The sequence below is a fragment of the Nocardia sp. NPDC005825 genome (assembly GCF_040630175.1).
In the GTDB taxonomy this organism is placed as follows: domain Bacteria; phylum Actinomycetota; class Actinomycetes; order Mycobacteriales; family Mycobacteriaceae; genus Nocardia.
In genome coordinates this window covers 74,868-98,744 of the sequence record NZ_JBEXXC010000002.1, presented here as the reverse complement: position 1 = coordinate 98,744, position 23,877 = coordinate 74,868, and the positions used below count along the sequence as shown (strand labels likewise).

General features: G+C 67.2%; 21 protein-coding genes and 1 tRNA gene. 8 read left to right on the top strand and 14 right to left on the bottom strand.

Annotated features, from left to right (window positions below; all coding sequences use genetic code 11):
• Positions 1-55 precede the first annotated feature (55 nt).
• From ABZ382_RS05100 to ABZ382_RS05075, 6 genes are all read right to left on the bottom strand, one after another.
• Positions 56-280, bottom strand: coding sequence for a hypothetical protein (locus ABZ382_RS05100; RefSeq protein WP_357084311.1), 225 nt, complete (start codon positions 278-280; stop codon positions 56-58).
• Between the two features lie 191 nt (positions 281-471).
• On the bottom strand, positions 472-1,809 hold the full coding sequence (locus ABZ382_RS05095; RefSeq protein ID WP_357084309.1) for a helix-turn-helix domain-containing protein: 1,338 nt from the start codon (positions 1,807-1,809) through the stop codon (positions 472-474).
• A 141-nt stretch (positions 1,810-1,950) separates the two neighbouring features.
• A complete protein-coding gene (ribA, locus tag ABZ382_RS05090) occupies positions 1,951-2,454 on the bottom strand; it encodes a GTP cyclohydrolase II RibA (protein ID WP_357084306.1) in 504 nt (167 codons plus the stop codon).
• A gap of 602 nt (positions 2,455-3,056) precedes the next feature.
• The gene (locus tag ABZ382_RS05085; protein WP_357084303.1) at positions 3,057-3,923 is read right to left on the bottom strand and encodes a hypothetical protein; all 867 of its coding nucleotides are present in this window, start codon (positions 3,921-3,923) and stop codon (positions 3,057-3,059) included.
• Between the two features lie 352 nt (positions 3,924-4,275).
• Positions 4,276-6,651, bottom strand: coding sequence for a glycoside hydrolase family 3 C-terminal domain-containing protein (locus ABZ382_RS05080; protein ID WP_357084300.1), 2,376 nt, complete (start codon positions 6,649-6,651; stop codon positions 4,276-4,278).
• Positions 6,648-7,490 (bottom strand): alpha/beta hydrolase, encoded by an 843-nt coding sequence (locus tag ABZ382_RS05075; protein WP_357084297.1) that lies wholly within the window; start codon positions 7,488-7,490, stop codon positions 6,648-6,650. The genes ABZ382_RS05080 and ABZ382_RS05075 overlap by 4 nt, the downstream gene beginning before the upstream one ends.
• Positions 7,491-7,641: 151 nt before the next feature.
• Here ABZ382_RS05075 and ABZ382_RS05070 point away from each other — a divergent pair, with 151 nt between their 5' ends.
• Positions 7,642-8,241 (top strand): TetR/AcrR family transcriptional regulator, encoded by a 600-nt coding sequence (locus ABZ382_RS05070; protein ID WP_357084294.1) that lies wholly within the window; start codon positions 7,642-7,644, stop codon positions 8,239-8,241.
• 45 nt (positions 8,242-8,286) lie between these two features.
• On the opposite strand, the gene ABZ382_RS05065 is transcribed toward ABZ382_RS05070, so the two are convergent.
• Entirely contained in the window at positions 8,287-8,784 is a 498-nt protein-coding gene (locus ABZ382_RS05065) for a hypothetical protein (RefSeq protein WP_357084291.1), read from the bottom strand.
• Positions 8,785-9,003: 219 nt separating this feature from the next.
• On the opposite strand from ABZ382_RS05065, the gene ABZ382_RS05060 reads away from it, so the two are divergent.
• A complete protein-coding gene (locus ABZ382_RS05060) occupies positions 9,004-11,073 on the top strand; it encodes a protein kinase (protein WP_357084288.1) in 2,070 nt (689 codons plus the stop codon).
• A gap of 8 nt (positions 11,074-11,081) precedes the next feature.
• On the opposite strand, the gene ABZ382_RS05055 is transcribed toward ABZ382_RS05060, so the two are convergent.
• Positions 11,082-12,539, bottom strand: coding sequence for a PLP-dependent aminotransferase family protein (locus ABZ382_RS05055; protein WP_357084285.1), 1,458 nt, complete (start codon positions 12,537-12,539; stop codon positions 11,082-11,084).
• 111 nt (positions 12,540-12,650) lie between these two features.
• Between ABZ382_RS05055 and ABZ382_RS05050 the strand changes: the two genes are divergently transcribed.
• Entirely contained in the window at positions 12,651-13,826 is a 1,176-nt protein-coding gene (locus ABZ382_RS05050; RefSeq protein WP_357084282.1) for an MFS transporter, read from the top strand.
• A gap of 19 nt (positions 13,827-13,845) precedes the next feature.
• Here ABZ382_RS05050 and ABZ382_RS05045 read toward each other — a convergent pair whose 3' ends face one another.
• From ABZ382_RS05045 to ABZ382_RS05035, 3 genes are all read right to left on the bottom strand, one after another.
• Positions 13,846-14,004, bottom strand: a complete 159-nt coding sequence (locus ABZ382_RS05045; protein ID WP_357084279.1) for a hypothetical protein — start codon at positions 14,002-14,004, stop codon at positions 13,846-13,848.
• A gap of 382 nt (positions 14,005-14,386) precedes the next feature.
• On the bottom strand, positions 14,387-15,976 hold the full coding sequence (locus tag ABZ382_RS05040; protein WP_357084276.1) for a GMC oxidoreductase: 1,590 nt from the start codon (positions 15,974-15,976) through the stop codon (positions 14,387-14,389).
• 45 nt (positions 15,977-16,021) lie between these two features.
• Positions 16,022-17,350, bottom strand: coding sequence for a lipase family protein (locus ABZ382_RS05035; protein ID WP_357084273.1), 1,329 nt, complete (start codon positions 17,348-17,350; stop codon positions 16,022-16,024).
• Positions 17,351-17,420: 70 nt separating this feature from the next.
• Between ABZ382_RS05035 and ABZ382_RS05030 the strand changes: the two genes are divergently transcribed.
• Both ABZ382_RS05030 and ABZ382_RS05025 read left to right on the top strand, forming a co-directional pair.
• Positions 17,421-18,098 carry a TetR family transcriptional regulator gene (locus tag ABZ382_RS05030; protein ID WP_357084270.1) on the top strand — a complete coding sequence of 226 codons (678 nt, stop codon included), beginning with the start codon at positions 17,421-17,423 and terminating at the stop codon, positions 18,096-18,098.
• A gap of 113 nt (positions 18,099-18,211) precedes the next feature.
• Positions 18,212-18,285 (top strand) — tRNA-Pro (locus ABZ382_RS05025).
• A gap of 220 nt (positions 18,286-18,505) precedes the next feature.
• On the opposite strand, the gene ABZ382_RS05020 is transcribed toward ABZ382_RS05025, so the two are convergent.
• Positions 18,506-18,685 carry a hypothetical protein gene (locus ABZ382_RS05020; RefSeq protein ID WP_357084267.1) on the bottom strand — a complete coding sequence of 60 codons (180 nt, stop codon included), beginning with the start codon at positions 18,683-18,685 and terminating at the stop codon, positions 18,506-18,508.
• 412 nt (positions 18,686-19,097) lie between these two features.
• Between ABZ382_RS05020 and ABZ382_RS05015 the strand changes: the two genes are divergently transcribed.
• Complete coding sequence (locus ABZ382_RS05015) at positions 19,098-19,562, top strand: hypothetical protein (RefSeq protein WP_357084264.1); 465 nt, start codon at positions 19,098-19,100, stop codon at positions 19,560-19,562.
• A 227-nt stretch (positions 19,563-19,789) separates the two neighbouring features.
• On the opposite strand, the gene ABZ382_RS05010 is transcribed toward ABZ382_RS05015, so the two are convergent.
• Together ABZ382_RS05010 and ABZ382_RS05005 are read right to left on the bottom strand one after the other, a co-directional pair.
• Positions 19,790-21,364 carry a tetratricopeptide repeat protein gene (locus ABZ382_RS05010; protein ID WP_357084261.1) on the bottom strand — a complete coding sequence of 525 codons (1,575 nt, stop codon included), beginning with the start codon at positions 21,362-21,364 and terminating at the stop codon, positions 19,790-19,792.
• Positions 21,361-21,762: a hypothetical protein gene (locus ABZ382_RS05005; protein WP_357084258.1), complete on the bottom strand. Its 402-nt coding sequence runs from the start codon at positions 21,760-21,762 to the stop codon at positions 21,361-21,363. Before ABZ382_RS05005 ends, ABZ382_RS05010 begins: the two co-directional genes overlap by 4 nt.
• Positions 21,763-22,069: 307 nt before the next feature.
• On the opposite strand from ABZ382_RS05005, the gene ABZ382_RS05000 reads away from it, so the two are divergent.
• Both ABZ382_RS05000 and ABZ382_RS04995 read left to right on the top strand, forming a co-directional pair.
• Positions 22,070-22,513, top strand: a complete 444-nt coding sequence (locus tag ABZ382_RS05000) for a hypothetical protein (RefSeq protein ID WP_357084255.1) — start codon at positions 22,070-22,072, stop codon at positions 22,511-22,513.
• Positions 22,514-22,761: 248 nt separating this feature from the next.
• Positions 22,762-23,868: a DUF4238 domain-containing protein gene (locus ABZ382_RS04995; RefSeq protein WP_357084252.1), complete on the top strand. Its 1,107-nt coding sequence runs from the start codon at positions 22,762-22,764 to the stop codon at positions 23,866-23,868.
• Positions 23,869-23,877: the final 9 nt, after the last annotated feature.

Below are 23,877 nucleotides of genomic sequence, written 5' to 3'. Positions count from 1 at the left end.
CCGTGGCCGCTGTGGTGGCCGTGGTGGCGGCGGATCGGTGATCCAGCAATCGATCTCAGCGTCGTAGCAGCGTCCAGAACATCCACGCGCCCGCACCCAGTGCGAAGGCCACCACGAGCGCCATCCCGATCAGGGGGACGAACGTCGTGAGGTCGGCGGGTCCCCCCGCGCTCGCCTGGATCAGGAATCCGGCGGCGACGGGCCCGATGAGCAGCAGCCCGATGAAGGTCAGTAGCAGGGCGGCGATACCCAGGGATGGCAACTTACCAGCATTCTTCATCTGTCCTCGAATCCATGTCTCGTGAGATGCATTCGAACAAGATCAACGCTAACAGTTTCTGCATGTCAGATTGGCCACCGAAACGCAAAGGTCACCTCGACCGACGTCTGACGACAGCCGGTGCGACCTCGGGTGACAGCCGAGTCCGACATTTCGCAAATTTTCAGCAAATCAACCTCGCATTATCAGCGCTACGTACGCAGCGTGCGATGGAGAATAGTGCGCAATTCCCGCGCTTGGTCAGCGCCCCCCGAACCGGTCAATTCCTCGGGCAGCCGGTGCAATTGCCGCAGGGTCCGGCTGGAGTGCGTCTCGGAGGCGATCACGAGCGCGTGCCGGGCCGCCTCCAGCGCCTGATCGGCCTGACCGGTCCGCGCCTGCGCCACCGCCAGCAGGGCCAGACCCCGCCCCAGATCGCGGCGATCCTCGATCTGCCACAGCGGCAGCGCTTTCAGCAAGGTCTCCACCGCCGCGTCCGGCCTGCCCAGGTGCACCCAGCTGTTCGCGGCTTCCATGCGAATGAATTCCGGCGTGCAATAGCCGGCCAGATCCCCATCCCCCGACGCGGAATCGGCGGTGGCCTCCCAGGCCTGTCCGATGGCCCGATCGGATTCGCTTCCCTCCTTCCGCAGTGCGTGCCCGTGCGCCAATTGCAGCAGCGCCAGTGTGCGCAGCCGGGGCTGCTCGGCGGAATTGCGCAGCGCCGCCCGCGCCAATTCGATCGCGATCGCGGGATTGCCCGATTCGGCGGCGATATTGCTCTGCCGCACCAGGGTGTAGGACCGCAGTCGCTCGTCGCCGCATTCACCGGCCAGCGTGGCGGCCCGCCCGGTCCATTCGCGGGCCGTCGCGAGATTGCCCGCGTCCTGGTACAGCCAGCCGAGGAATTCGGCGAAACGCGCTCGCAGCAGCGGCAATCCGGTGCGCACCGAGCCGCCGCCGGTGCCGTCGAGTTGTTCGACGTAGCGCATCTGCTGCGTGATGATCGGGATCAGCCGATGCGCCCCGGCGACCCGATCGGTGCGGACGTACTGCTCGAGTACGGTCGAGAAGGAGTCGACCAGCAGATCCGCCGGCACCGGCGCCGCCGCCGCGACCAGCGCGCCGTTGTCGAGCGCTGGATCGCGGGTGACCGGCGGCGCTGGATCCGACCCGTCGAGTTCGAACCACAGCAGCTCGGCCGGAATGCCCAATGTGCGCGCGTACCAGTTCAGTTTGTCCAGGTCACGCACCCGATGGCGGCCACTCTCGATCCGGCTGAGCTGCCCCTGGGTGATACCCAGCCACCTGGCGAGTTCGATCTGCGGCACCGGCCGGCCGCCGTGCGAGGGGTGTCGCCGCCAGGCCCGCAGCACCGTACCGAACTCCCTGGTGAGCAGCGCCTGCCGCATGGCCTCCGTCCGCCACTGGGACGGCTCCAGCCGCGGCAGCCGCTCGCGGCCCCGGTCGCAGGGGCCGCACAGCTCGCCGGTGTTGTCGCGCGCCAGGCGGCTACCGCAGCGGATACACGATTTCGCACCTGAACTCACCCGCATCCCACCTACCTGCCGAATCCCGACGATCGAACGGATGGCGCGTACCCGAGCAACCATTCGATGCTATCGGACCGTTTGGACCCCCAGATCAATTGGCGCGGAACGGATTATCGGCTGTGAGTGCACAGAAATAGATCAGAGGCGACCGGCGGCGTCGAGCCACTTTTCGGGCTCCGACCTGCGTACGGAGGCGATGCCTATTCCCTCGGCACGTAATTGACGGACCTTCTCGGGATTGTTGGTGAGAAGTTCGACACAGTCCAGGCCGAGCGCGAACAACATCTGCGCCGCGACCCGATAGGTGCGTTCGTCCTCGCCGCGTCCGAGCAGCCGGTTGGCCTCGAAGGTGTCGTACCCGGCGTCCTGCAGGACGTAGGCGTCGAGCTTGTTGTACAGGCCGATGCCGCGGCCTTCCTGACGCAGGTAGAGCAGCACGCCGCCGCGCCCGGCGATCAGCGCCATCGCCTCGTGCAGCTGTTCGCCGCACTGGCAGCGGTCGCAGCCCAGCAAGTCGCCGGTCAGGCATTCACTGTGTACCCGCACCAGGGGAATTCCCGCCGCCCCGTCGGGGGGTTCGATGACGAAGGCCACGTGCTCGCCGGGATCCTCGAGGTGGTCGAACGTGACAACCTCTGCCACACAGTCGACTCCGCGGCGCAGTGCCACGGGCACCCGGGCCCGCACGGTCGCGATCGGGGCCGTCGTCGTCCTGCCGAGCTTCAGCAAATCAGCACTCCCGCGGTTGCTCGTGTCCGTTCATTCTGATGCCGTACAAAACTGGAGCCACGCTAACACTCCGCAATCTTCTAGCAGACTCACAGCAATCGAACGGTCATAGTTTCTGACATCGCGTGACACGCAGGCGACCATCCGCGACAGCCGGTCCGCGACAGCCGATTACGGCCGCACGCCGTCCGGGCGTGCACCGAGCGGCGAATCCGGCGCGGGCCGCACGGCCAGCATATGGTCGCGGTACTCCCGGGGAGTCAGACCGGTCTCGCCACGGAATACGCGGTAGAAGTTGCGATCCCCGGCGAATCCACAGCCGCTCGATAGAGCACCTCATCATCGGCTCGCTCAGGATGGACGCCCACAGATCGAACGATTCGCCGGCGGAAACCCCCGCGGTCGAGATGCGCGGGCCGCCGACGGTCACTTCGTAGGCATTCATGGGGCAATCCTGCCAGCAACCCTCGCGCCGCCGGGCCGACCCAGCAAACGAACCGAGTGGTTCTGTGTGGCTAGCGAAGTAGATTGACCAGTTGCCGGTAGGCGGCCCGCGTCGGCGGGGCCAGCCGCCGCCAGGTGACCGGGCCGCCCGAGCCCAGGTGCGTGTCGTAGGGGATCTCGGCAACCGCGCGGACCACGTCGCCCAGGTACTTGCGCACGTGCTCGGTGACCAGCGGCCCGTCCTTGGGGTGCTGGCGGGTGACGACGATGACCGCGTCGGCGAGGTGATACTGGCTGTAGTTGTCGTCGAGCCAGATCAGCGCGGGTTTCAGGCGATTCACCGCATCCGGGCGGGCCGCCAGGGTGATCACCAGCGAGATGCGCGAATCGCTCAGCAACGGCGCGACCATGCGGCTGGTGACCGGCGCGCCACCGTCGTACACGGGCAGGCATCCCGCCTCGACCAGGTCCCGGTGGACCGAGGAGTAGGTCTCGCGCCGGGGCAGCGCCTCGGGCCCGCGCGGCAGAACGCCTACGCCGGAACTGTTTTCACCGCAGCTGTCGATGACCGTTGACGGCAGGCTGCGGTGCGCCATGTTCAGCCAGGACTGGACCGTGCCGGCGGCATCGATGGTGTCGCACCCGCGCGCGGCGAGGTCACCGCCGGTGGTGGTGGCGTCCACGACCACCGGCGAGTGCTCGCCGTAGTCGTAGGCGGCCGCGCCCGCGATGCCGAGTGCGGTGGTGGTCGCGCCGGAGCCGCCGGAGCTGCCCAGCACGAGCACGGGCGGCAGGTCGGCCCACAGCAGGTAGCCGTTGCTCGGATGCATGCGCACCATGTCGGTGGGTCCTCCGGGCGGGGCCGGACGCAACAGCAGGGACAGGTCGGTGGGTGTGGAAGAAAGGGCCGCGGGATGATCCGGGAAGTTTTCGGACATCGCTAGATTCCTTTGGTGCGAGCGGCAGTCGATACTGCGGAATCCGTGTGGTCACCACGTCGCGCGCAGCCGGCCCCTGCGTCTCGCCATCAACGCCCCCACCGCGTCGACGAGCTGCCCCTGCGCTTCGACATTTTTCGAAGCCTGAAGTCGATTTCCCCCCGATACCCCCTACCGCCCTGAAGTCGATCAAGAGTGCAAAAAGGGTTGCTGTGCAGCCCCTTTCGATGTCGCCAGATATTACATGATCTTGTCAACAATGCATCCGGATCGATAGCCCTTCAGAATCGCTGGCACTGAATGTCAGAGGTCCGGCCGCGAACGGCCGGACCTCTGGGATGGATGCGGGTTTTCAGCCGATGTCGGTGGTGAGCGGCAGCGCGGTCACCGAGGTCCCGACGTGCAGGGTGAAGGAACCGGGTTCGACGGCCCAGCCGTCGGCGGTCCAGTGCTCGAACGCGCGCCGCGGCAATTCGATGGTGGCACTGACGGATTCACCGGCGCCCGCCTCGATCACCGCGAATCCGGCGAGCCAGCGTACCGGGCGATCGACGGCGCTGTCCGCACGCGACAGGTACGCCTGCACGACCTGACGACCGGCGCGCGCCCCGGTGTTGCGGACGGTGACGGTGGCGGTGCGGCCGGACACCGTCAGCTCGGCGAGCTCCCAGGTGGTGTAGCCGAGTCCGTGGCCGAACGGATAGGCCGGGGCCACACCGGATTTCAGCCACGCCCGATACCCGATGTGAATGCCCTCGGAGTACGGCAGCGCGTTGTCGGGTCCGGGCTTGGTGTCCAGCACCGGGACATCGGCAATGGTCACGGGCCAGGTGGTCGGCAGGCGGCCGCCGGGTTCGGCGGCACCGGTCAGCACGTCGGCCAGCGCAGCACCGAATTCCTGTCCGGGGAACCAGGTGAGCAGGACCGCGGCGACGTCGTCGCGCCACGGCATCTCCACGGGGGAACCGGAATTCACCACCACGACGGTGCGCGGGTTGGCCGCGGCGACGGCGGCGACCAGTTCGTCCTGGCGGCCGGGCAGCCGCAGCGTGGTGCGGTCGAAGCCCTCGGACTCGATCTGCTCGGTGGTGCCGACCACGACCACGGCCACGTCGCTGGTGCGGGCCAGGTCGATGGCGGCGGCGAACTCGTCGTCGTCGGAGCGGCGCGGGCGGCCGACCGCGCAGGTGATGCCCATGGCGGGGAAGCCGCCGCCGGGCGCCATGCGCACCAGGATCTCGACCTCCTCGCCCTCGGCGAGGGCGCGGGTCACGAAGCGCTGCGGCGGATTCAGCAGCATCTCGACCGGGTCGGCGCCGTCGGGCAGCACGGTCTCCTCGAGCACCTGTTCGCCGTCCAGCGCCAGGGTCAGCGCGCCCACGCCCGCGAAGCCGATGCGCCACTCCCCCGCCACGTCGGCGCGCAGCCGCCCGCGCAGTTCGATGACTTTGGCCTGCACCGCGTTCGGGTTGCCGAACAGCATGAGGCTGCCCGCGGTGCGGTGTTCGGTGTCGAGCACGGTGTCCTCGCCGAGGTACCGCAGCGACAACCCGGGCTCGCCGGTCTCGGGATCGGTGACCAGATCCAACGGGATGGGAATCATGTTCTCGCTCAGGTGGACGCCGGGGGTGTACACCACCGGCAGCACCTCGGAGAGCCCCTCCAGCGGGGAGGTGGTGTGCGCCGGAATCACGGTCGCGCTGCCGCCGCCCATGAACCGCGGTTCGGCGGCGGCGGAGCCGAGCAGCGCCACCCGGGCGGGCGCGCGCAGCGGCAGGGTGCCGTCATTGCTCGCCAGCACCATGGCCAGCGCGGCGGCCTCGCGCACCAGTTGCCGGGACTGTTCGTCGGTGAATGCCGGGACGGGCGTGGGGGTTCCGTTCAGCGCGCCGACGCGTTCGGCGAAGCGCAGGATGCGCCGCACCTTCTCGTCGATCGCGGATTCGGGGACCTGACCCTCGCGCACGGCCTGTTCCAGCGGCGCGCCCCACAGCTCCCACGGGCCGGGCATGGCCAGGTCGTTGCCCTTGGCCGCACCCTGGGTCGAGCGGACGGCGGTCCAGTCCGAGACCACCACGCCGTCGAAACCCCACTCGCCCTTCAAGGGTTCGTCGAGCAGGTCGTTCTCGGTCATGGTGGTGCCGTTGACGGAGTTGTAGGCCGCCATCACCATCCACGCGCCCGCCTCCACGGACCGCTCGAACGGGTACAGGTAGAGCTCGCGCAGGGTGCGCTCGTCGGCGATGACGTCGGCGGTGAAGCGCTCGGTCTCGGAGTCGTTGGCGACGTAGTGCTTGGGGCACGCGCTCACCCCGTGCGCCTGCACCGCGCGCACATACGCGTCGGCCATCTCGGCGGTCAGCATCGGATCCTCGGAGAAGCATTCGAAATGCCGTCCGCCGAGCGGGGATCGGTGCAGGTTGATGGTCGGACCCAGGACCGCGTACACGTCCTTGCGGCGGGCCTCGGCGGCGATGAGCGCCCCGATGTCGGTGAGCAGGTCCCGGTCCCAGGTGGCGGCCAGGGCGGTGCCCGAGGGCAGGCTCACCGACGGGTCGCGCTCGTCCCACTGCTCGCCGCGCACGCCGGACGGGCCGTCGGAGACCGGCATGTCGGCCAGGCCGATGCTCTCGTCACCGGCGAAGCGGAAGAAGTTGGCTCCCGAGACGAGCCGGATCTTGGCGGGCAGATCCAGTTTCGCGAGCAGGTCGTCGATGGCGTCGGTCATGCTCGTTCCTTCCAGAAGGTCACCAGGTCCGCGCAGACCCGGTCGGGGACGTCCTCGTTGGGCACGTGGCCGGAGCCGGGATAGACGGCGGTCTGCGCGCCCAGCTGGGCGGCGAAGCGCTCGTGCACCTCGGGGGCCCACAGGTCGTTGGTGTCGCCGTAGGCCACCAGCAGCGGCACGCCCGAATCCCGCAGCACGGCGGGATCTTTCACCGGCGGCTCGGCCATGCAGGTGAGGATGCCGACGATATTGGCCTTCTTGGTGCGCAGGATCCGCTCGCGCAGGAATTCCTGGCGCTGTGGCGAGGGTTGCTGGTCGGCCTGCGCCATGACCGCGCTCATCTGCTGCCAGATCACCTCCTGCCCACCGGCGTCCACCATCTGCGCGACCAGCAGCGGCGGCGGGAAGTTGATGTCCTCCACCGAGGACGGGCCCGAGGCGAGCAGGGTGAAGGTGCGGAACCGTTCGGGGCGCTCGATCACCGCGACGCGGGAGACGTAGCCGCCGAAGGAGTGCCCGACCAGATGGATGGGCTCGTCGGGTGAGATCTGGTCGACCACGCCGTGGAGGTCGCCGACGAAATCGGCCAGGGTGTAGCCCGAGACCTCGTCGGGCCCCTCGGACTCCCACTGCCCGCGCTGGTCGTAGGCGACGGCACGATAGCCCGCGTCCGCCAGCAGCGGCAGCATGTCCTCGAAGTCCTCCTTCGAGCCGGTGAAGCCCGGCACCAGCAGCGCGGTCCCGCGGTATTCGGTCCCGGCGGGCGGCGCGGCCTCCCAGGCGGCCAGTTTTCCAGCGGCTCCCCGCAGTGTGAACGGCGTGATCAGGGCCTGACTCATCCGGCGATCCTTCCCTCGTACTGCCTTGTACGGCTGGCCCCGAGTGTGCCAGCGGATACCGCATTTACCGAGTGGTCATTAGGTAACGTTATCCTTTCGTTACCCGGATCTGGTTTTGCCTGCTCAACACGCTTGACTAGTGTCCCACCACATGACGCCGCATCCCCGACGCCGCGGCCGGGGCGACGACCGCCGCGAGCAGATCATCGACGAGGCCCTCAAGGCCTTCGCCGACAACGGCTATCGCAGCACCTCCATCGCCGAGATCGCCGAACGCTGCGGCCTGTCCCAGCCCGGGGTCCTGCACTACTTCCCCAACAAGGCGGCGCTGCTGTCCGCCGTCCTCGACTACCGCGACCGCCTCGACTACGACCGGCTGGGCTTCGATCAGCAGCTGCGCGGCAAGGACGCCCTGGTGCGCCTCGCGCAGCTGGTGGATCACAACACGCACGTGCCCGGCCTGGTTCGGCTGTTCACGGTTCTCACCAGCGAGGCCGTCACCGTCGATCATCCCGCGCACGGCTGGGCCCAGAACCGCTACCGGAGGCTCCAGGACTACCTGGGCGCGGCGCTCGAGGCCGGGCAGGCCGACGGCAGCGTGCGCGCCGACATCGACCCCGCGGCGGTCGCCCGGCAGGTCTTCGCCATGATGGACGGCCTGCAACTGCAGTGGCTGGTCGACCCGGACCGGGTCGACATGGCCACGCTCTTCCGCGCCTACATCGACGAGCTCATCGCCTGGATCTCGTAGGGGCGCAGACAAATCCGGCACAGGCGCCGGAAACGGCGAATCGGGCTAGGCCGAGTCGGCCGCGTACTGGTATTTGCCGCGGTCCAGCTTGCGGACATTGCTGTTGTCGCGCTGCGCCATTCGGCCCAGCGCCACCGCGACGTGATGACGGGCGCTGATCGGCAGCTCCACGCCACGTCCCTGCAACGCCGCGATCACCTCGGCGGGGGTCCAGGTCTGCTCGGGGTGCTCGGCGAGGAAATCCGCCACCACCCGCGGCAGCGAACGGTTCTGCTCCGGCGCGGGCCCGCCCGGGTCGGACGACGGGGCGTCCTGGAACTGATCGTCGCGGGCCGTGTCCAGCCAGTTGGCGACGGTCAGCAGTTTCGAGCAGGCCGCACGCAACTCCGCACCCGGCGAACGGATGTCGCCGAGGTTGTACATCGCCTGGTAGTAGCGGCCGATGTTGGTGAGCATCTCGATGACCTGCTGCTCGGTGTCGGCGACGATGGCTTCGCTGCTGCGACCCGATTGCGCGGCCGCCGCCACTGCTCCCACGTCCACGTCCGGCGTTCCCCTTTGCTGTAGACCGGTTGCTTCCAGTACCCGGTGGATGCAAGACAGCCCAGACAGTAGCCGGGGCCGCCCACCGAATTGTGAAAGACTACAAGGTCATTGCCACGTCCGGCGACCCAACGGCAGGACCATGATCGAAAAGCCCGACTCGCGCGAGCGCGACACGCCGAACGTTTCGGAGCGGGCGTCTATCGCGATATCACCTCCGTGGGAGGCACGCTCGAACCCGGAGAGAACTTCGCCGGCTACCAGATCTTGCGAAAGCTGGGGGCCGGCGGAATGGGCGCGGTCTATCAAGCCCGAGACCGCGACCTGCCACGATTCGTGGCCCTGAAACTGCTGACCCTGCCCGGCGGCGAACGCGAACACCGGGCCCGGTTCCAGCGCGAGGCCGATACGGTTGCGCGCCTGCAGCATCCGAACATCGTCACGGTCTACGCGCGCGGCGAGGAAGACGACCGGCTGTGGATCTCCATGACCTTCGTCGACGGCAGCGACGTCGCGCGGGCACTGCGAGAGGGACCCATGCACCCGGCGCGGGCCGTGCGCATCATCGCCGAGACCGCGGCGGCGCTCGACCACGCCCACGACACCGGCATCCTGCACCGCGACGTGAAACCCGCCAATATCCTGCTCGCGGACGGACGTCCGGAACGCGCCGTGCTCACCGATTTCGGCATCGCCAAATCCTTCGACGAGAGCCGCCAGCTCACCCAGAACGGGGAGATCCTGGCCAGCTTCCAGTACGCGGCCCCCGAACGGCTCACCCGGCCCGAGGAAGCCGATCGGCGCGCCGACGTGTACTCGCTGGGGTGCACGCTGTTTCACATGCTGACCGGGGAGGCGCCCTACCCCGGGCAGAACGTCGGGCAGATCATCTACGGGCACGCCTACGAGCCGGTGCCGATGCCCTCGGACCGGAACCCCACGCTGCCACGGGGTTTCGACGAGCTCATCGCCCGCGCCATGGCCAAGGACCCGGAACGGCGCTTCGACACCTGCACGCATCTCGCCTGGGCGGCCTCGCGAATCCTGCGCCAGCCGGGGACGCATCGGACCGCGCCGGCGGGGACGGTGCACTTCAGCGGGCCCAGATCCGGTGCGGGACAACCCGAGCGCAATGCCACCACCATGCCGCCGGCGCCGCTGCCGATTCCGATCCGGCCCGGCAACGGTCCCGCCACCACGCGGCCGGGACCGGAACCCACGCGGCTGAACAGCGGTCCGGGGCCGGCTCACGTGAACAGCGGACCGGCTCCGGCCCGCGCGAATTCCGGTCCCGGTCGGGTCACTTCCGGTGCCGCGGCGACGCGTCCCACGACGGGTCCCGCGCCGACTCGCCTGGTGACCGGACCCGCACCCCTGCGCGAGACCACCGGACCCGCACCCGGTTCGAACAACACCGGGCCCGCGCCGACCCGTTTCGTGACCGGACCCGTGCCGTCCGATGTGAGCGGGCCTCCCGGGGTCCTGGGCATCGGCACCCGCACCGGATTCGACCTGGGCACCGGGACAGATACGGACGCAAGCGTTCCCGGCAAGCGCCGCGGGCCCGGCCGGATCCTGCTGGCCCTGGCCCTGGTGGTCACCGTGACGGTCCTCGGGTACCTGCTGGTGCGCGCGGGCAACGGTTATTCCGGGCCGAGCAATGCGGCGGCCTCGAACACGCCCACCATCACGGCGACGACCACCGGGGCTGTCACGACCGAACCGACCACCGCCACAGAGGTTCCGCAGGTCACGACCGCGCCCTACACGCAGCCGACCACGGCGGCCCCGTACACGCCGCCGCCGGTCACCTCCCAGCAGCCGAAAACCGTTCCGGTGCCGGATGTCGTCGGGTCCGCGATCGCACAGGCGAAGACGCGTCTGGAGAAGGACGGGTTCGTCGTCGAACAGGCTCAGCGTGAGGACAAGAGCACGAAAGGCACTGTCCTGGAGACCTCCCCGGCCGCCGGGACCGTGAAGCCGGTCGGCTCGACGGTCAAGGTGACCGTGTCCTCCGGTCCCCCGACCACCACGACCATCACCGTGCCCACTCTGATCGGCCTCTCCCCCGCCGCCGTCACCTCCGCGCTGCAGGCTCTCGGCTGGCACGGCAGCGTCGCGAAATCCACCGGGCCGACCAACGATTCCACCAAGGACGGCAAGGTAATCGCGCAGAACCCGACAGCCGGAACCCCGGTGACCGCGGACCAGGCGATCACCATCACCGTCGGCGCCTACACCATCACCTCCACCAGCCCCGTCAGCTCGACGACACCGGCGGCCGGCTGAATCTCGGGTCAGACGTCCGCATCCCGCGTGGCTGCGGGCAGATCGGGCAGGGCCAGGCAGAGGGCTTCCAGCGCGGCGGTGAAACCGTGGTCCGAGGGGGTGGCGTAACCGATCACCAGGCCGTCACGGTCGGGCATGGGACTGTCGGGATGCCGGTAGCGCCGCAGACCGTCGAGGGCCAAACCCCGGCGGCGGGCGGCGTGGACGGCGAAATCCTCGGTGCCGGGCGGGAGTTCGAGAACCGCGTGCAAGCCCGCGGCGATGCCGCCGATCCGGATGTGCGGGGCGCGCTCGGCGAGGGTGCGCACCAGGAGGTCCCGGCGCCGGCGGTAGCTGATCCGGGTGCGGCGCAGATGCCGATCGTATGCCCCGGTGGTGAAGAAGTCGGCGAGGGTCAGCTGGTCCACGACGCTGACCTGCATCTCCCGGGATCCCTTGGCGGACAGGACATCGTCGACCAGGCGGGCGGGCAGGGCCATCCACCCGACGCGCAGGGCCGGGGACAGGCTCTTGCTGACCGATCCCAGATAGACGACGCGGTCGGGGTCCAGGCCCTGGACGGCGCCGACGGGTTGGCGGTCGTAGCGGTATTCGCCGTCGTAGTCGTCCTCGAGCAGGACGCCGCCGCTGGATCTGGCCCAATCGATCACGGCCGCACGGCGTTCCGGATGCAGGGGGCCGCCTGTCGGGTACTGGTGGGCGGGGGTGAGCAGGACCGATCGGGCATCGATGGCGGAAAGTTCCTCGATCCGCGCGCCGTGGGGGTCGACGGTCAGCGGGATGGTGCGTGTGCCCGCGCCGCGCAGGATGTCGCGGTAGAAGTCCAGTCCGTACGCCTCCATGGCCATCGGGCCGTCCAGGACGGTGGCCAGCAGCCGCAGCCCGTGGGCGAAGCCGGAGCAGATGACGATGTACCGCGGGTCGGTGCGCACGCCGCGGGCCCGGGTCAGGTATTCGGCCAGCGCGGTGCGCAATTCTGGGCGACCGCGCGGATCACCCACGCCGAACGCGTCATTGGGGGCGGAGTGAAGGGCGCGACGGGTGGCCGCGATCCAGTCGGTGCGCGGAAAGGCCGCCGCATTGGGTGAACTGGGCTGGAGATCATGGCGGACCGGGCGCGGGCCGGGGCGGGACGGCCCAGCGGCGCGCTCGTCCGGGGCGGGGACGGCCCGTTCGGCCACCCGCGTGCCCGCACCCTGGCGGGCCGTCAGCCAGCCCTCCGCCACCAGCTCGGCGTAGGCGGCCGCCACCGTATTGCGGGCCATCCCCAGATCGACCGCGAGGCTGCGGTACGGGGGCAGCCGGGCTCCCGGGACCAGACGCCCGGAGCGAATGGCCTCCCGCAACGCGGCCATCAGCCGGGCGCGGTTACTCCCCGTGCCGGTCAATTCGAGATGCAGGTCGACGCCCTGATCGGTCTCGGCCGCCACCGCCGACCGCTCCGAATTGACCCATCTTTCCGCCATGGAATTGAACCCTATCTGGGGTTCATTCCAGACCTAGGTTTATGTCATCGCGCCGGGTGGCTCCCATCGAGCCGCCCCGCGGGAACCCCTGTGCACGAAAGGTTTTCCGCCATGACTACCCTGCGCACCACCACGACGCCCGAGCGCACCCCGATCCGGGGATGGCTCGCCGTCCTGGCCGTGGCCCTGGGCATCTTCTCCCTGATGACCTCCGAACTGCTGCCGGTCGGCCTGCTCACCCCGGTCGGTGCGGCGCTGCGCGTCTCCGAAGGCGCCGCCGGACTGATGGTGACCGTGCCCGGCCTGGTGGCCGCGTTCTCCGCGCCCCTGATCACCGTCCTCACCGGCCGCGTCGACCGCCGGCTGATGCTCATCGCCCTGATCGCCCTGATGGGCGCGGCAAACCTGGCCTCCAGCATGGCGACCAGCTTCGCGGTCGTCCTGCTCGCGCGGTTCCTGATCGGCATCGCGGTCGGCGGATTCTGGTCCATCGCAGGCGGTATCGCGTTGCGCCTGGTTCCCGAGCATCAGGTCGGCCGGGCCACCGCGGTCATCTTCGGCGGCGTCGAGACCGCGTCCGTCTTCGGCGTCCCCACCGGCACCTTCATCGGCGACCTGGGCGGCTGGCGCGCCGCCTTCGCGGTGGTCGGGCTGCTCGGCTTGTTCTCGGTGGTGGCCATGGCGTTCCTGCTGCCGCGCCTGCCCGCCGAACGCGGCTTCACCTTCGCCGATCTGCCGAAGGTGTTCCGCGGCAACGCCGCCCTGCGCGCCGCCCTGGCCCTGACCTTCCTGGTCATCACCGGTCACTTCCTGGCCTACACCTTCGTCCGGCCGATCCTCCTCGACCACGGCGTCGGCGACAGCACCATCGGCCCCCTGCTGCTGGTCTTCGGCATCGCCGGGATCACCGGCAACTTCGCCGCCGGCGGGCTGGTGTCGAAGAGCCTGCGCCGCACCGCCACCGCCATCGCCGCGGCGCTCACCCTGGCCATGCTGACCCTCGCGGTCGCCGACCACACCACCATCACCGCCGCGGCCGCCCTGATCGTCTGGGGCCTCGGTTACGGCGCGGTCCCCGTCACCTTCCAAACCTGGATCATGCGCGCCGCCCCCGACACCACCGAGGCCGCCTCCTCCCTGTTCGTGTCCACCTTCAATATCTCCATCGCCTTGGGCGCCCTCTGCGGCGGCGTCATCGTCAACGCGCTCCCGACCACCGGCGTCCTCTGGATCGGCGCGGGCCTGATCCTGCTCGCCCTGCCCATCATTCACCGCTCCCGTCGGTGACCGATCCGTGTACGGCCGGCTACCAGATGTTCCAACTGGTCCGCCCGCGCATCGACTCGATCTCCTTGGCGATCGTCTCGAGCCGGGGCACCAGTCCCTGGAAATACCGCCGCGCATCGCAACTCTCACCGCACCCTTGATGCACGGTCAAACCCCGCTGCGCCGCTTGCAAATTCATGACCGGATAGTCGGGTGCGTCATGCGAAATCGCCCTCACGACCGCACCCCCGTCCGCTGCGCCGCCGCATTGATCACGGCAATTGCCTGACGTTTCCTGGCGCACACTGACATCGGGCACCCCTCGTGTACCCGCAACACGTCCCGCGCGTACGCGGTGGTCATCATGGTCACCGCTTCATGGCTCTCGATCGGTATGCGGAACATGCTCGACTCCGATTGTCGGCGTGGATGTTTGAGTTCCCCTTCGGCGGGGTGCGTCAAGTAGACCACTTATCGAATCGCGGGTGGAAAGTTTCCGACGCGGCGGTGGTCCGCAATTCTCTCCATTCCGAAACAACGCACCATCGATAGTGCGACTGAGGGAATGCCCCGTCAGGCTGTCAGATCACCTGCCCCACATCAGTTTTCACCAGTCGATCCAGGGCGCGCTCGGCCAAAGCGGCGATCGTCATCGACGGATTACAGGCCGCGGTATTGCCGGGCATGAGGGCGCCGTCGAGGACATAGAGGCCGGATTGGCCGAGGACCCGGCCGTCCAGGTCGCAGACCGCGCCCATACTCGCACCGCCGAGCGGGTGCCAGGTGGACGGGAACGCGAGGTTGGTGTCGAGCAGGGTGCTCGACGGGCCGGCGATGCGCTGGACGGCGGGGCCGATGTGATCGTTCTGGATGGCGGCGTCGCCGTCGACGGGCCAGTGCAGGGTCGCGGCGTCGGCGGCGGAGTCGTAGCGGAATTCGCCGCGGCCGGTGCTGACGCCGTAGCCGACCATCATGGTGCTGTGCGCGTCGACCGACAGCGGCGGGATGGAGGCCTGGATGACGGTGTGCGCGCCGTGCGGGTCGTCCCAGTTCAGGCTGCCGTAGACGACGGGTCCGCCCTGGGCGAGGCCGAATTCCTCGGTGGGCGCGGTCCAGACGTAGATGCGGTCGGCATTGGTGCCCCAGCCGCGGCCGAGCTGGTCGGGCAGATCGGGGATCTGACCCTTGGCGGCCGCGCGCACCAGCAGGCGGGTCGTATTGAGGCTGCCCGCCGACAGCACCAGGGCATTGGTGGTGAGGATCTTGTTCTCCAGCACCGTGCCCGCGGTGTCGGTGCGGTTCACGTGCACGGTCCAGCGGCCGTCGGGGGCGCGCTCGATATCGGTGACCTCGTGCAGGGTTTGCACGGTGACCCGGCCGGTGGCCTCGGCGGCGGCGACGTAGGTGACGTCGACGGTGTGCTTGCCGCCATTGTTGACGCCGAGGGAACCGGCCCCGTTGGTGTAGGAGGCGGCCATCTCGCCGCGCAGTTCGGCGAGCGCGTAATTCCAGTCGATGGGCATGGGGATCTTCGACACGGGCAGCCCCGCGTCGCGGGCGTGCTCGGCGAAAACACGGGCGGCCTTGTAGTTAGGCGTCTCGACGAGTTCGTCGGGTGCGACGGCCAAGCCCAGCATGCGCGCGACGCGGGGGTAGTAGACACTGTTGAGCGCCGCCCAGTCCAGCCCGCCGGGGAAGTGGGTGCTGAACACCGCCTCGGTCGGCTGCAACGACATGCCCTGGTACACCAGCGATCCCCCGCCCAGCCCGGCCGCGCACAGGGCCGTCATGTTCTCGCCGGGCACCGCTTCCACCAGGCCGGTGTACTTGTCGAAAGCGACCGGCCGGCCGAACAATTCGGGACTGGACCGATGCCACAGCATCCGTTTGTCCGGCGCGGTGGCGTTGGGGAAGGTGGTGGCGTTCGGACCGGTCGGCCACCGCATGCCGCGCTCCAGCAGCAGCACGGGCACCCCGGCTTCGGCCAGGCGCAGCGCGGTCACCCCGCCGCCGAACCCCGAGCCGATGACGATGACCCGATGCTCCTCCCGGGTGAGCTCGACCCGGTTGATCCGGGCGGCGATGCCCGCGCGGGCGGCGGGCGCGGTCGCGAGCAGGGCGGCGGTGGCGGCGACTCCGGACAGCAGGGAACGACGCGAGATTTCAGACATGGGACACCTACGTGATCGGCGAGAAGGGAACGGCGGCGGGAATTCTCAGGCGAAGGCGCAACCCGAGAGCGGTGTGCCATTGAGCCGGTCCATCAGATAGCCGATCGCATTGTTGGTGCCGAAACCGTCGATCAATTCCGGTCCGAAGTGATTGGGAATGGTCGCGCCCGACAGGATGGGCGGCAATGTGTTGGTGCGGAAGCTGACCGTCGCGCCCGCGGCGCACCAATCGCTCGCCAACTGCTTGGCCTGATCGTAGGGGACGGTGTCGTCATTGACGCCGCTGGTGATCAGTACCGGGCTGGCCGGGGTCAGCGATCCGATCCGCTGCTGCCGCAGAATGTTCTGGATCGACGGGATTTCGCGCATGTGGTCGACGAGCGGACGCTGATCGACGGTGAAGGCGTTGGTGCGCAGGAACGGATGCAGCGCGATCACATCGCCGATGCACGCGTTCGACAGTTCATTGAGCAGACCCTGCCCGGCAGGCGTCACCCGAGAATTGAATTCGGGGCGCAGGTCCGGGTACCGGTCCAGGAAGCCGTTGAGCGCGAACCCGACCGCGCCGCCGATCAGACTGCCCTCGATCCGGTCCAGGATCGCCGACAGATCCGCGGTCGGCGCGCCCGCCCAGGTGCCCTTCAGGTTCAGTTCCGGCGCGTAGCTCGGCTGCATCTCCGCGGCGGCCGCGCTCGCCCCGCCGCCCTGCGAGTACCCCCAGAACGCGAGCGGCGTGTCCGCCCCGGTCCCCGCGAGCCGGTTCGCGGCGCGGGCGGCGTCGAGCACGGCGTGCGCCTCCTCGATCCGGTTCGCGTAGGTGTGGATGCCGGGCGTGCCCATCCCGATGTAGTCGGTGACGAAGACCCGCGCGCCGAGCGCGTTCCAGGCGAAAGCGGCCAGGACCTCCTGGTTCGCCGAGAAGGTCGGCGGGGTCAGACTCGCGTACATGCCGGTCGGGAAGGCCAGTGACAGCGCGCACTGGTCACCCTGTCCGACCGTGCCCGGCGCGATCAGCACCGTCGGGCGCGGGCCCTGCCCCTGCCACGGGCGGCTGGAATCGATGAACGTGCCGGTCACGGCGACGGGCGTGTCGTCCTGGGTGCGGGAGGTGTACATGACCCGTTGCGCCGCCAGCGGCCAGGTCCCGTCGGCGGCGGGCAGCGCGGGCAGCACCGACATGCCCTCGGTCTTGATCACCGCGCCGGGTGCGGAATCGAATTGCTGTGGCGGGTAATAGAAGTCGCTCATCGGGTCGGCCGCGGCAGGCGGCACCGCGGCACAACCGGCCACGACCGCAAGCGCCGCGACGGCGACTTTGACGAAGCTGATCGGCCGCCGGGCAGCCGGGACGGGCGAGTACTGCTGACGAGGCATAGTGCTCTTTCTCCACGGAAGTCACACCCGAGTAACCGGGTTACTCGAGTAACGGCGTTACTGTAGCGGCATGGCGAAGGAGACGGAAGAGGCAATACGGGCACGAATCCTGCTCGAGGTACGCGCCCTCCTGGAGTCCGAAGGTCCGGACGCCGTCCAACTCCGCGAGGTGGCCCGCCGCGCCCGCGTCTCCCTCACCACCATCTACAAGTTCTTCCCCACCCGCGATGACCTGCTGGTATCCGCCATCGAAGCCTGGATGGAAGACAACACCTACCTCCCGATGGAACCCCCGCCGCCCGGCGAACCCCTCCGCGACGGCCTGCTCCGGGTCATGCGCCACGTCTTCGACCCGTGGGAGCGCCACCCCACCATGCTCACCGCCTACCACCGCGCCCGCACCGGCCCCGCCCGCCACCGCCTCGACAATCACGGTCTCGACGCCGTCTTCCCCATCGCCGCCGCCGTCCTCGCCGGCGCCACCCCCCGCTACCTCGAAGACATCGCCGTCATCCTCGCCAACCTCACCTCCTCCCTCCTCGCCCAATGCGCCGACGGCACCCTCCAGGTCCCCGAAGTCCTCCCCATCCTCGAACGAGCCATCCACCGCCTCACCACCAACAACGAACCCGAAGCCGCCGAAGCCCTCACCCGCCGCGAAGCCACCACCCCCTACCCCCTCTCCCCCGACGTAGCAGCCCCCTTCGTCCGCACCCCCACGGATTCCCCTGCGCCAGAACAGACCTGACCCCACCCCACCCCTCCCCCCGCAACCCCACCCACACGCCGATAACCAGCCGATTTGGATGTTCAGGGGGGTAGTGGGGTAATCTCGTCGAGCACGAGCGAGAGCAAATGCAACGGGCTGTGGCGCAGCTTGGTAGCGCACCTGACTGGGGGTCAGGTGGTCGCAGGTTCAAATCCTGTCAGCCCGACGTAAGAAACCCTCTCCGACCTGGTCGGAGAGGGTTTTCTGCTATTTGATCAATCGGAGATGGTAGCCGCTACGGTGCCGCGAGGTGTAGCGAGAGAAGATTTCCGGCCTGCTGCAGCGCCGCGGTGTCCGGGTGTAGATAGAGCTGGGTGACGCGGGGGTCGGAATGGCCGGCGATCTTTGCAATAGATGACCGCTCACACCGGCGTCGGCGAACCAGGTCAGCCCGGTGTGCCGGAGACTGTGCCGCAGGAAATGCTCGTAACCGCGCGCGGCCACCACCTCGTCCCAATGAGTTGCGCGCCGTAGACAGTGATCTGGATGCGCCCGCCACGCGGCCCGACGAACAACCGGGCTTCCCTGTACGCCTTGGTGCGGGTGGCCGCGTCGGCATCCTTCATCGTGGATCTCCGTCATCGCGAGCCCGTGCCCGAGCAATTGCCCTGACCACAATGGGGCGAAGCTCCTCGATGACTGGAATGGTCCGGGCACGTTTACCTTTCGTGCCCTCGTCCTTCAATCCGCCTGGGCCTGGTGTCGTTTGCCGGCGCAAGGTCCACATCCATAGGTCGGTATCGATATCCCCGACGCGGCAGCCGGACACCTCGCCGATACGGGCCGCGGTGCATGCCTCGTACACGACGACCTCACCCCAGACCTCGTATCGATCCGATGATGCGGCGACCAGGGCGTCGGCCAGCCCTGTGAGCGTCTGCCAGTCTGGCAGCGCCAGGGCAGGAGGATTGTTCAACTCATCCTCGTGTCGCTCGTATTGCCGTTGCCATCCAGGGACTTCACCACACCAAGTTCGCGGTGCTCCCGCTGCTCGCCGCGAGCATCGGGCTCATGCTGCTGCTGTCGTGCACGTTTCACCGGGCGCCGTGGGCTCGGGTAGTCACTCCGGTCCGGCTCGCCGCTGTGGTGGCGGTGAGCTTCATGGCCGCGCGCTTGCGTGGCTGGCGGTGGGCGCACTCGTCGTGGGCCTGCTCAGCGGATTCAGTGTGTGCGCTGGCGCCGATCTGGTTGAGCATGACTCTGCTGCCGGGCCTGTTCACCACGACCCGCGGCCAGTTCACCCTGATCGCGGCCGGATGGTTCGGTGCGGTCCCGGGCTGCGTGGCCACCCTGGTCGACGTCCCGATTCCCGGCGCGGTGCTGACCGGGATCTCCGCGGCCACCATCTCGATCATGCTGCTCTTGAGCCGGGTCCTGCCCCTACCTGAGGACGAAATCGGCAGCCCGAAGGAGCACCCATCGAAGCCAGTGACCGGCGACTAACCCGGGAGGTCGCGGGACCGCGGCTTGGCTGCGGGACCGCGACCCTCAGCAATCTCTAGAAGTCACTGCGCGGCATCAGGATTCGGTCCGATGAAGCACACCAGGGTCAGCCGCCCAGCGGCGGACGAGGTTCGGGCCAAGGGAGGATCCAAGTGCTTGGTTCCGCAGATGATTCGTTTAAACAAATGCATGCGCAACCCAGGGAGAAGGACAAGTGTTGGTCTTGGTCAGTTCTGGGCGGACCTGACTCCGTGGAGGGTATCGGCGGCGCGCTGAAACCAGGTTTCGGCTTCGTCCCGCTTGCCGCGCCGTCGAAGTAAGTGACCCAAGTTGTTCATCGCAATGGAGGAAAAGCGGTCGTTTGTGTCGGCGGCGCGCCGGAACCAGGTTTCGGCTTCGTCCAGCTCACCACGCTGTTCGAATAGGTCACCCAGGTTGTTCATGGCGTACGGTTCGCTGGCGCCGGCGGCGCGCCGGAACCAGGCTTCGGCTTCGTCCAGCTCACCACGCCGTACAAATAATTCACCCAGGTTGGTCATCGCGATCGGTTCGCCCGCGTCGGCGGCGCGCCGGTACCAGGCTTCGCCTTCATCCAGCTTGCCCCGCAGTTCGAGTAGGTAACCCAGATTGGTCATCGCGTATGGCTCGCCGACGTCGGCGGCGCGCCGGAACCAGGCTTCGGCCTCATCCAGCTCACCACGCTGTTCGAATAGGTCACCCAGGTTGGTCATCGCCACTGGTTCGCCGGCGTCGGCGGCGCGCCGGTACCAGGCTTCGGCTTCGGCTTTGCTTTCAGCCATGGCCAGCTTGCCATGTTGTTCGAGTAGGTGACCCAGGTTAGTCATCGCAACCGGTTCGCCAGCGTCGGCGGCACGTCGGAACCAGGCTTCGGCTTCGTCCAGCTGGCCCCGCTGTTCGAGTAGCTGACCCAGGTTAGTCATCGCAACCGGTTCGCCAGCGTCGGCGGCACGCCGGTACCAGGCTTCGGCTTCGTCCAGCTGGCCCCGCTGTTCGAGTAGCTGACCCAGGTTAGTCATCGCAACCGGTTCGCCAGCTTCAGCGGCGCGCAGAAATCGGTGTTCCGGTCCTAGTTCCCCGAACAGGCGTACTTCTCCGGCGACGTCGATGCTGCGGCTTTGCGGGCGCGGGTGCCCATCACGGCGCAGATGCTGCTCGGCTTCGTGGTACAGATCGTTGAGAGTGCTGCCTGGAGCCGCTGCGGCCGCGTTGAGCAGGGCGCCGGTGAATGCGGTGTTGCGATGCCCGGTGGGGGCGAACGACGGTTCGTTGGCCGCGGACGACGCGATCGTGTATGTGCCGCGCAGTTCGGTCTGCCCTGCGACCAGACCGGGCAAATCGGTCATGGCTTCGAAGGCGCGGCCGGCGAAGCAGCAGTCCAGGATCAGGATCCGGACGCGGGCGGGGCTGTCGAGGATCTCTTCGCGCAGCGTTTCGAATGGCACCGTGGTCCATCGGATCCGGTCTGGGGCGCTACCGGTTAGCGTCAGGTGCAGTCGGCCCTTGCGGTCGAGCAACCCATGACCGGTGTAGTACACCAGCAACACCCCCGTCGCCTCCTGAGCAGCCCGGCCGACAGCATGGCCCACGTCGGCTGTGCGGCTGGGGTCGATGATGGAGATGCAGTGCTCGGTAGTGAACGCCCCACCAGACCCGGTGAGGACCTCGGCGAGGTCGTTGACATTCGCCACGACCGCGGGGATCGGGTCGAGACCGTCGTGTTCATAGCGGCTGGTGCCGATCAGGATCGCACGAGAGTCCTGCGGGACCTGGCCCTCGGTCATTGCCTGGTGTCCGTGTCCGGCGGGTCGAGCAGGTCCGCCAGTTCGCGCATCACCTCTGGGGCTTTCACACGCGTGGCGGCGAGCTCAACAGTTGTTCCGCCGCGGGTGACGGTGAGCTTGACATCGGAGCGGCGGTGGGTAAGCCAGGCCCTCAGCGATGCCGCGAGTGCGGATCCGATCCCGCTGGCTCCGAGCGCCACCGCCAGCACATCAACCGCCCCGGCGCTCATCTGCCCCTCGTCGGCGTGCGCGGACCGCGGATGCGCCCGGCCCCGTAAGGCGTCATCGTGACCGAACCAGTCCAGCAGCCCGAGCAACTCGTCCGAGCCACCGTCGACCCGAATCGTCAATCCCGGATTCCCCTCTGACACAAGCACATCCTGCCCCAGAACCAGCACGGCTTCACCCCGAATCGTAGAGGCACTCTAAATGGCTTGACGGTGGGCGGCACGAATCGGCTCCGATGTCCAGAGCGTCCGTTGTAGCCGACTGCACCCTCACGCCGACCAACCTGACAAAGCCGAGATCACCTGCCCACAGCAGGAACCCAGTCAGCAGAGCACCCGCGGCATCCACAGGCTCACGACCTCGCAACAACGGAGATGACGAAAATTGACGTGGACGTCAAACGTGGTTCTTCTCATACTTGTTCGGTGCTAACTGACGATGCCGGCTACCACCTGCCGAACGCCCTCCTCATCGCAGATGGATGAAGTCCTACGCCGCATGATTGCCCAACTGACAGGCTCTAATCTCGAGGCCTGGATCATCTTCGAAGGACAGTCCACGGACTGGCTAGTCCAGAACAGCCTCGTTGTACTGGATCAAGCCACCCTGCGCTGGCGGTATGAGTCGAACCGCGGCGATGAATATCGAAAGTGTCTGAAGGAAACCGACAAGCTGAGAAACGACAGAAACCTCGTGATACATGGCGATTGGGCAACCACTAACAGGCTTTCTAGCCCCGCCAAGCCCCGCTCGACCGATGCAGCGCATGCCGCTGAGACCTTCTTTGTAATGCGTAGTCGGTACCGGCGGTGGGGCCACGAAGAGTGTTGGAGTGCAGCCGATGTCGACGCTGTCGCGAGCGCCATCCAGGATTGGATCACACGGGTAATAGTCATACTCGACGAAGACCAGGAACTCTGAGCGGATGCGCAGGGGAAGATGCTCCCCAGCATTGCTGACTCCGCCTCAATCCACGATTCGCCGTCAGTTGATTCATGGGCATCAACTGACGAAAGTCGGGGAGGACCTCGCACACGCAGTTACGCCCCGTCATCAACCACAACGGAAGAGTGGCTTACCTGAGGGTACGGCCTAAGTGTCGACTCGGCCGACGCGCATGTTTCAACCGAGAGTTGAAACAGAAATGCAAAATGCCGTAGCATGAGCCCGTGACTTCCAATAACCGCTGGCTGAGCGATGCTGAAATTGAAAAATCCAAGGAAGAAACGCGCAAGAATAACCAGACCACCGTAGAGCACCACTATGTGCCCCGGATGTATTTGAAGCGCTGGGCATCGGACGCAGGAGAAGTTCGATTCACAAACATGACTACCAATCACTCCGATTGCGTGCCACCGGAAGTGATTGCAGTGGAATCGAACTTCTATCAAATATCCGCGTCAGACATAAATTCTGAAGAAAATCCAGATATGTGGTTCGAGACTCACATGGGCAGGATAGAAGATCGGGCGGCGCACTGGCTGCGAGCACTCGATGAGTACAAACTTGGACGAATCAAGGATACGAACCTCATCTCCAACCTGTCGGTTTTCATCGGGCTACAGAGTCAGCGAACTAAACGCGGGCGCCAAGGTGAGCTGACGATAAATGATGCTATCGACAAGTACGGCGCCGAGACACTACTGAATATACCCGGATTCCTTCAGATACTGTGCTCGGTACAAAAGATCCCGTACTCCCCACAACGACATAGCGCGATCGTCGCTGAAATGATCCGAAAAAGCAGCACTAGCTCAAGCGCCAAGCCGAAGGCCATCGAGAGCGCAATCGGCGTCTGGCGCAACTCAATTACACCCATGATGGAAGACGAGAGACTGTGGTGGATCGTCGATTCCGAGACGCCGATGATTACCGGAGATGAGCCGGTTTTGCGGATACCGACCAGGCGAAATTCGCGCGAACTTCCAGTGTCATTCCTCAACGCTAAGTTGATAGTGTTCCCCGTTAGCCCTACCAGGGCAGTGATCATGAGCCACAAAAACTTGGCCATTAACCGACCATTCACAATTACCTCAACTGAGGTCACATTCTTGAATCGTGAATTTGCGTACAGCTGCAACGAGCTCGTCTTCGAACACCCCGATTCGAATATCACAACTTCTATGCGCGTTCCCTGCTATCCCACAGAAGCAACAGACCTACCAACTACCGTCAGCACGGTCCAAGAGCTTATGCGCATTCTCCACCCTCCCACTAGGTGGTCCGGAGCTTCGCATGCACCTCAGTGGCCACTCGCACGCTGGACATCAAGCTAGCCGAAGAGG

Excerpts from the sequence above, each read along its gene's own strand:
- ABZ382_RS05035 (WP_357084273.1), bottom strand. The coding sequence starts at position 17,350 with ATGCCTCGTCAGCAGTACTCGCCCGTCCCGGCTGCCCGGCGGCCGATC.
- ABZ382_RS05000 (WP_357084255.1), top strand. The coding sequence starts at position 22,070 with ATGGATGAAGTCCTACGCCGCATGATTGCCCAACTGACAGGCTCTAAT.
- ABZ382_RS05080 (WP_357084300.1), bottom strand. The coding sequence starts at position 6,651 with ATGACCGACGCCATCGACGACCTGCTCGCGAAACTGGATCTGCCCGCC.
- ABZ382_RS05010 (WP_357084261.1), bottom strand. The coding sequence starts at position 21,364 with ATGACCGAGGGCCAGGTCCCGCAGGACTCTCGTGCGATCCTGATCGGC.
- ABZ382_RS05100 (WP_357084311.1), bottom strand. The coding sequence starts at position 280 with ATGAAGAATGCTGGTAAGTTGCCATCCCTGGGTATCGCCGCCCTGCTA.
- ABZ382_RS05070 (WP_357084294.1), top strand. The coding sequence starts at position 7,642 with ATGACGCCGCATCCCCGACGCCGCGGCCGGGGCGACGACCGCCGCGAG.
- ABZ382_RS05030 (WP_357084270.1), top strand. The coding sequence starts at position 17,421 with ATGGCGAAGGAGACGGAAGAGGCAATACGGGCACGAATCCTGCTCGAG.
- ABZ382_RS05055 (WP_357084285.1), bottom strand. The coding sequence starts at position 12,539 with ATGGCGGAAAGATGGGTCAATTCGGAGCGGTCGGCGGTGGCGGCCGAG.
- ABZ382_RS05085 (WP_357084303.1), bottom strand. The coding sequence starts at position 3,923 with ATGTCCGAAAACTTCCCGGATCATCCCGCGGCCCTTTCTTCCACACCC.
- ABZ382_RS05040 (WP_357084276.1), bottom strand. The coding sequence starts at position 15,976 with ATGTCTGAAATCTCGCGTCGTTCCCTGCTGTCCGGAGTCGCCGCCACC.
- ABZ382_RS05050 (WP_357084282.1), top strand. The coding sequence starts at position 12,651 with ATGACTACCCTGCGCACCACCACGACGCCCGAGCGCACCCCGATCCGG.
- ABZ382_RS05045 (WP_357084279.1), bottom strand. The coding sequence starts at position 14,004 with ATGAATTTGCAAGCGGCGCAGCGGGGTTTGACCGTGCATCAAGGGTGC.
- ABZ382_RS05020 (WP_357084267.1), bottom strand. The coding sequence starts at position 18,685 with ATGAAGGATGCCGACGCGGCCACCCGCACCAAGGCGTACAGGGAAGCC.
- ABZ382_RS05075 (WP_357084297.1), bottom strand. The coding sequence starts at position 7,490 with ATGAGTCAGGCCCTGATCACGCCGTTCACACTGCGGGGAGCCGCTGGA.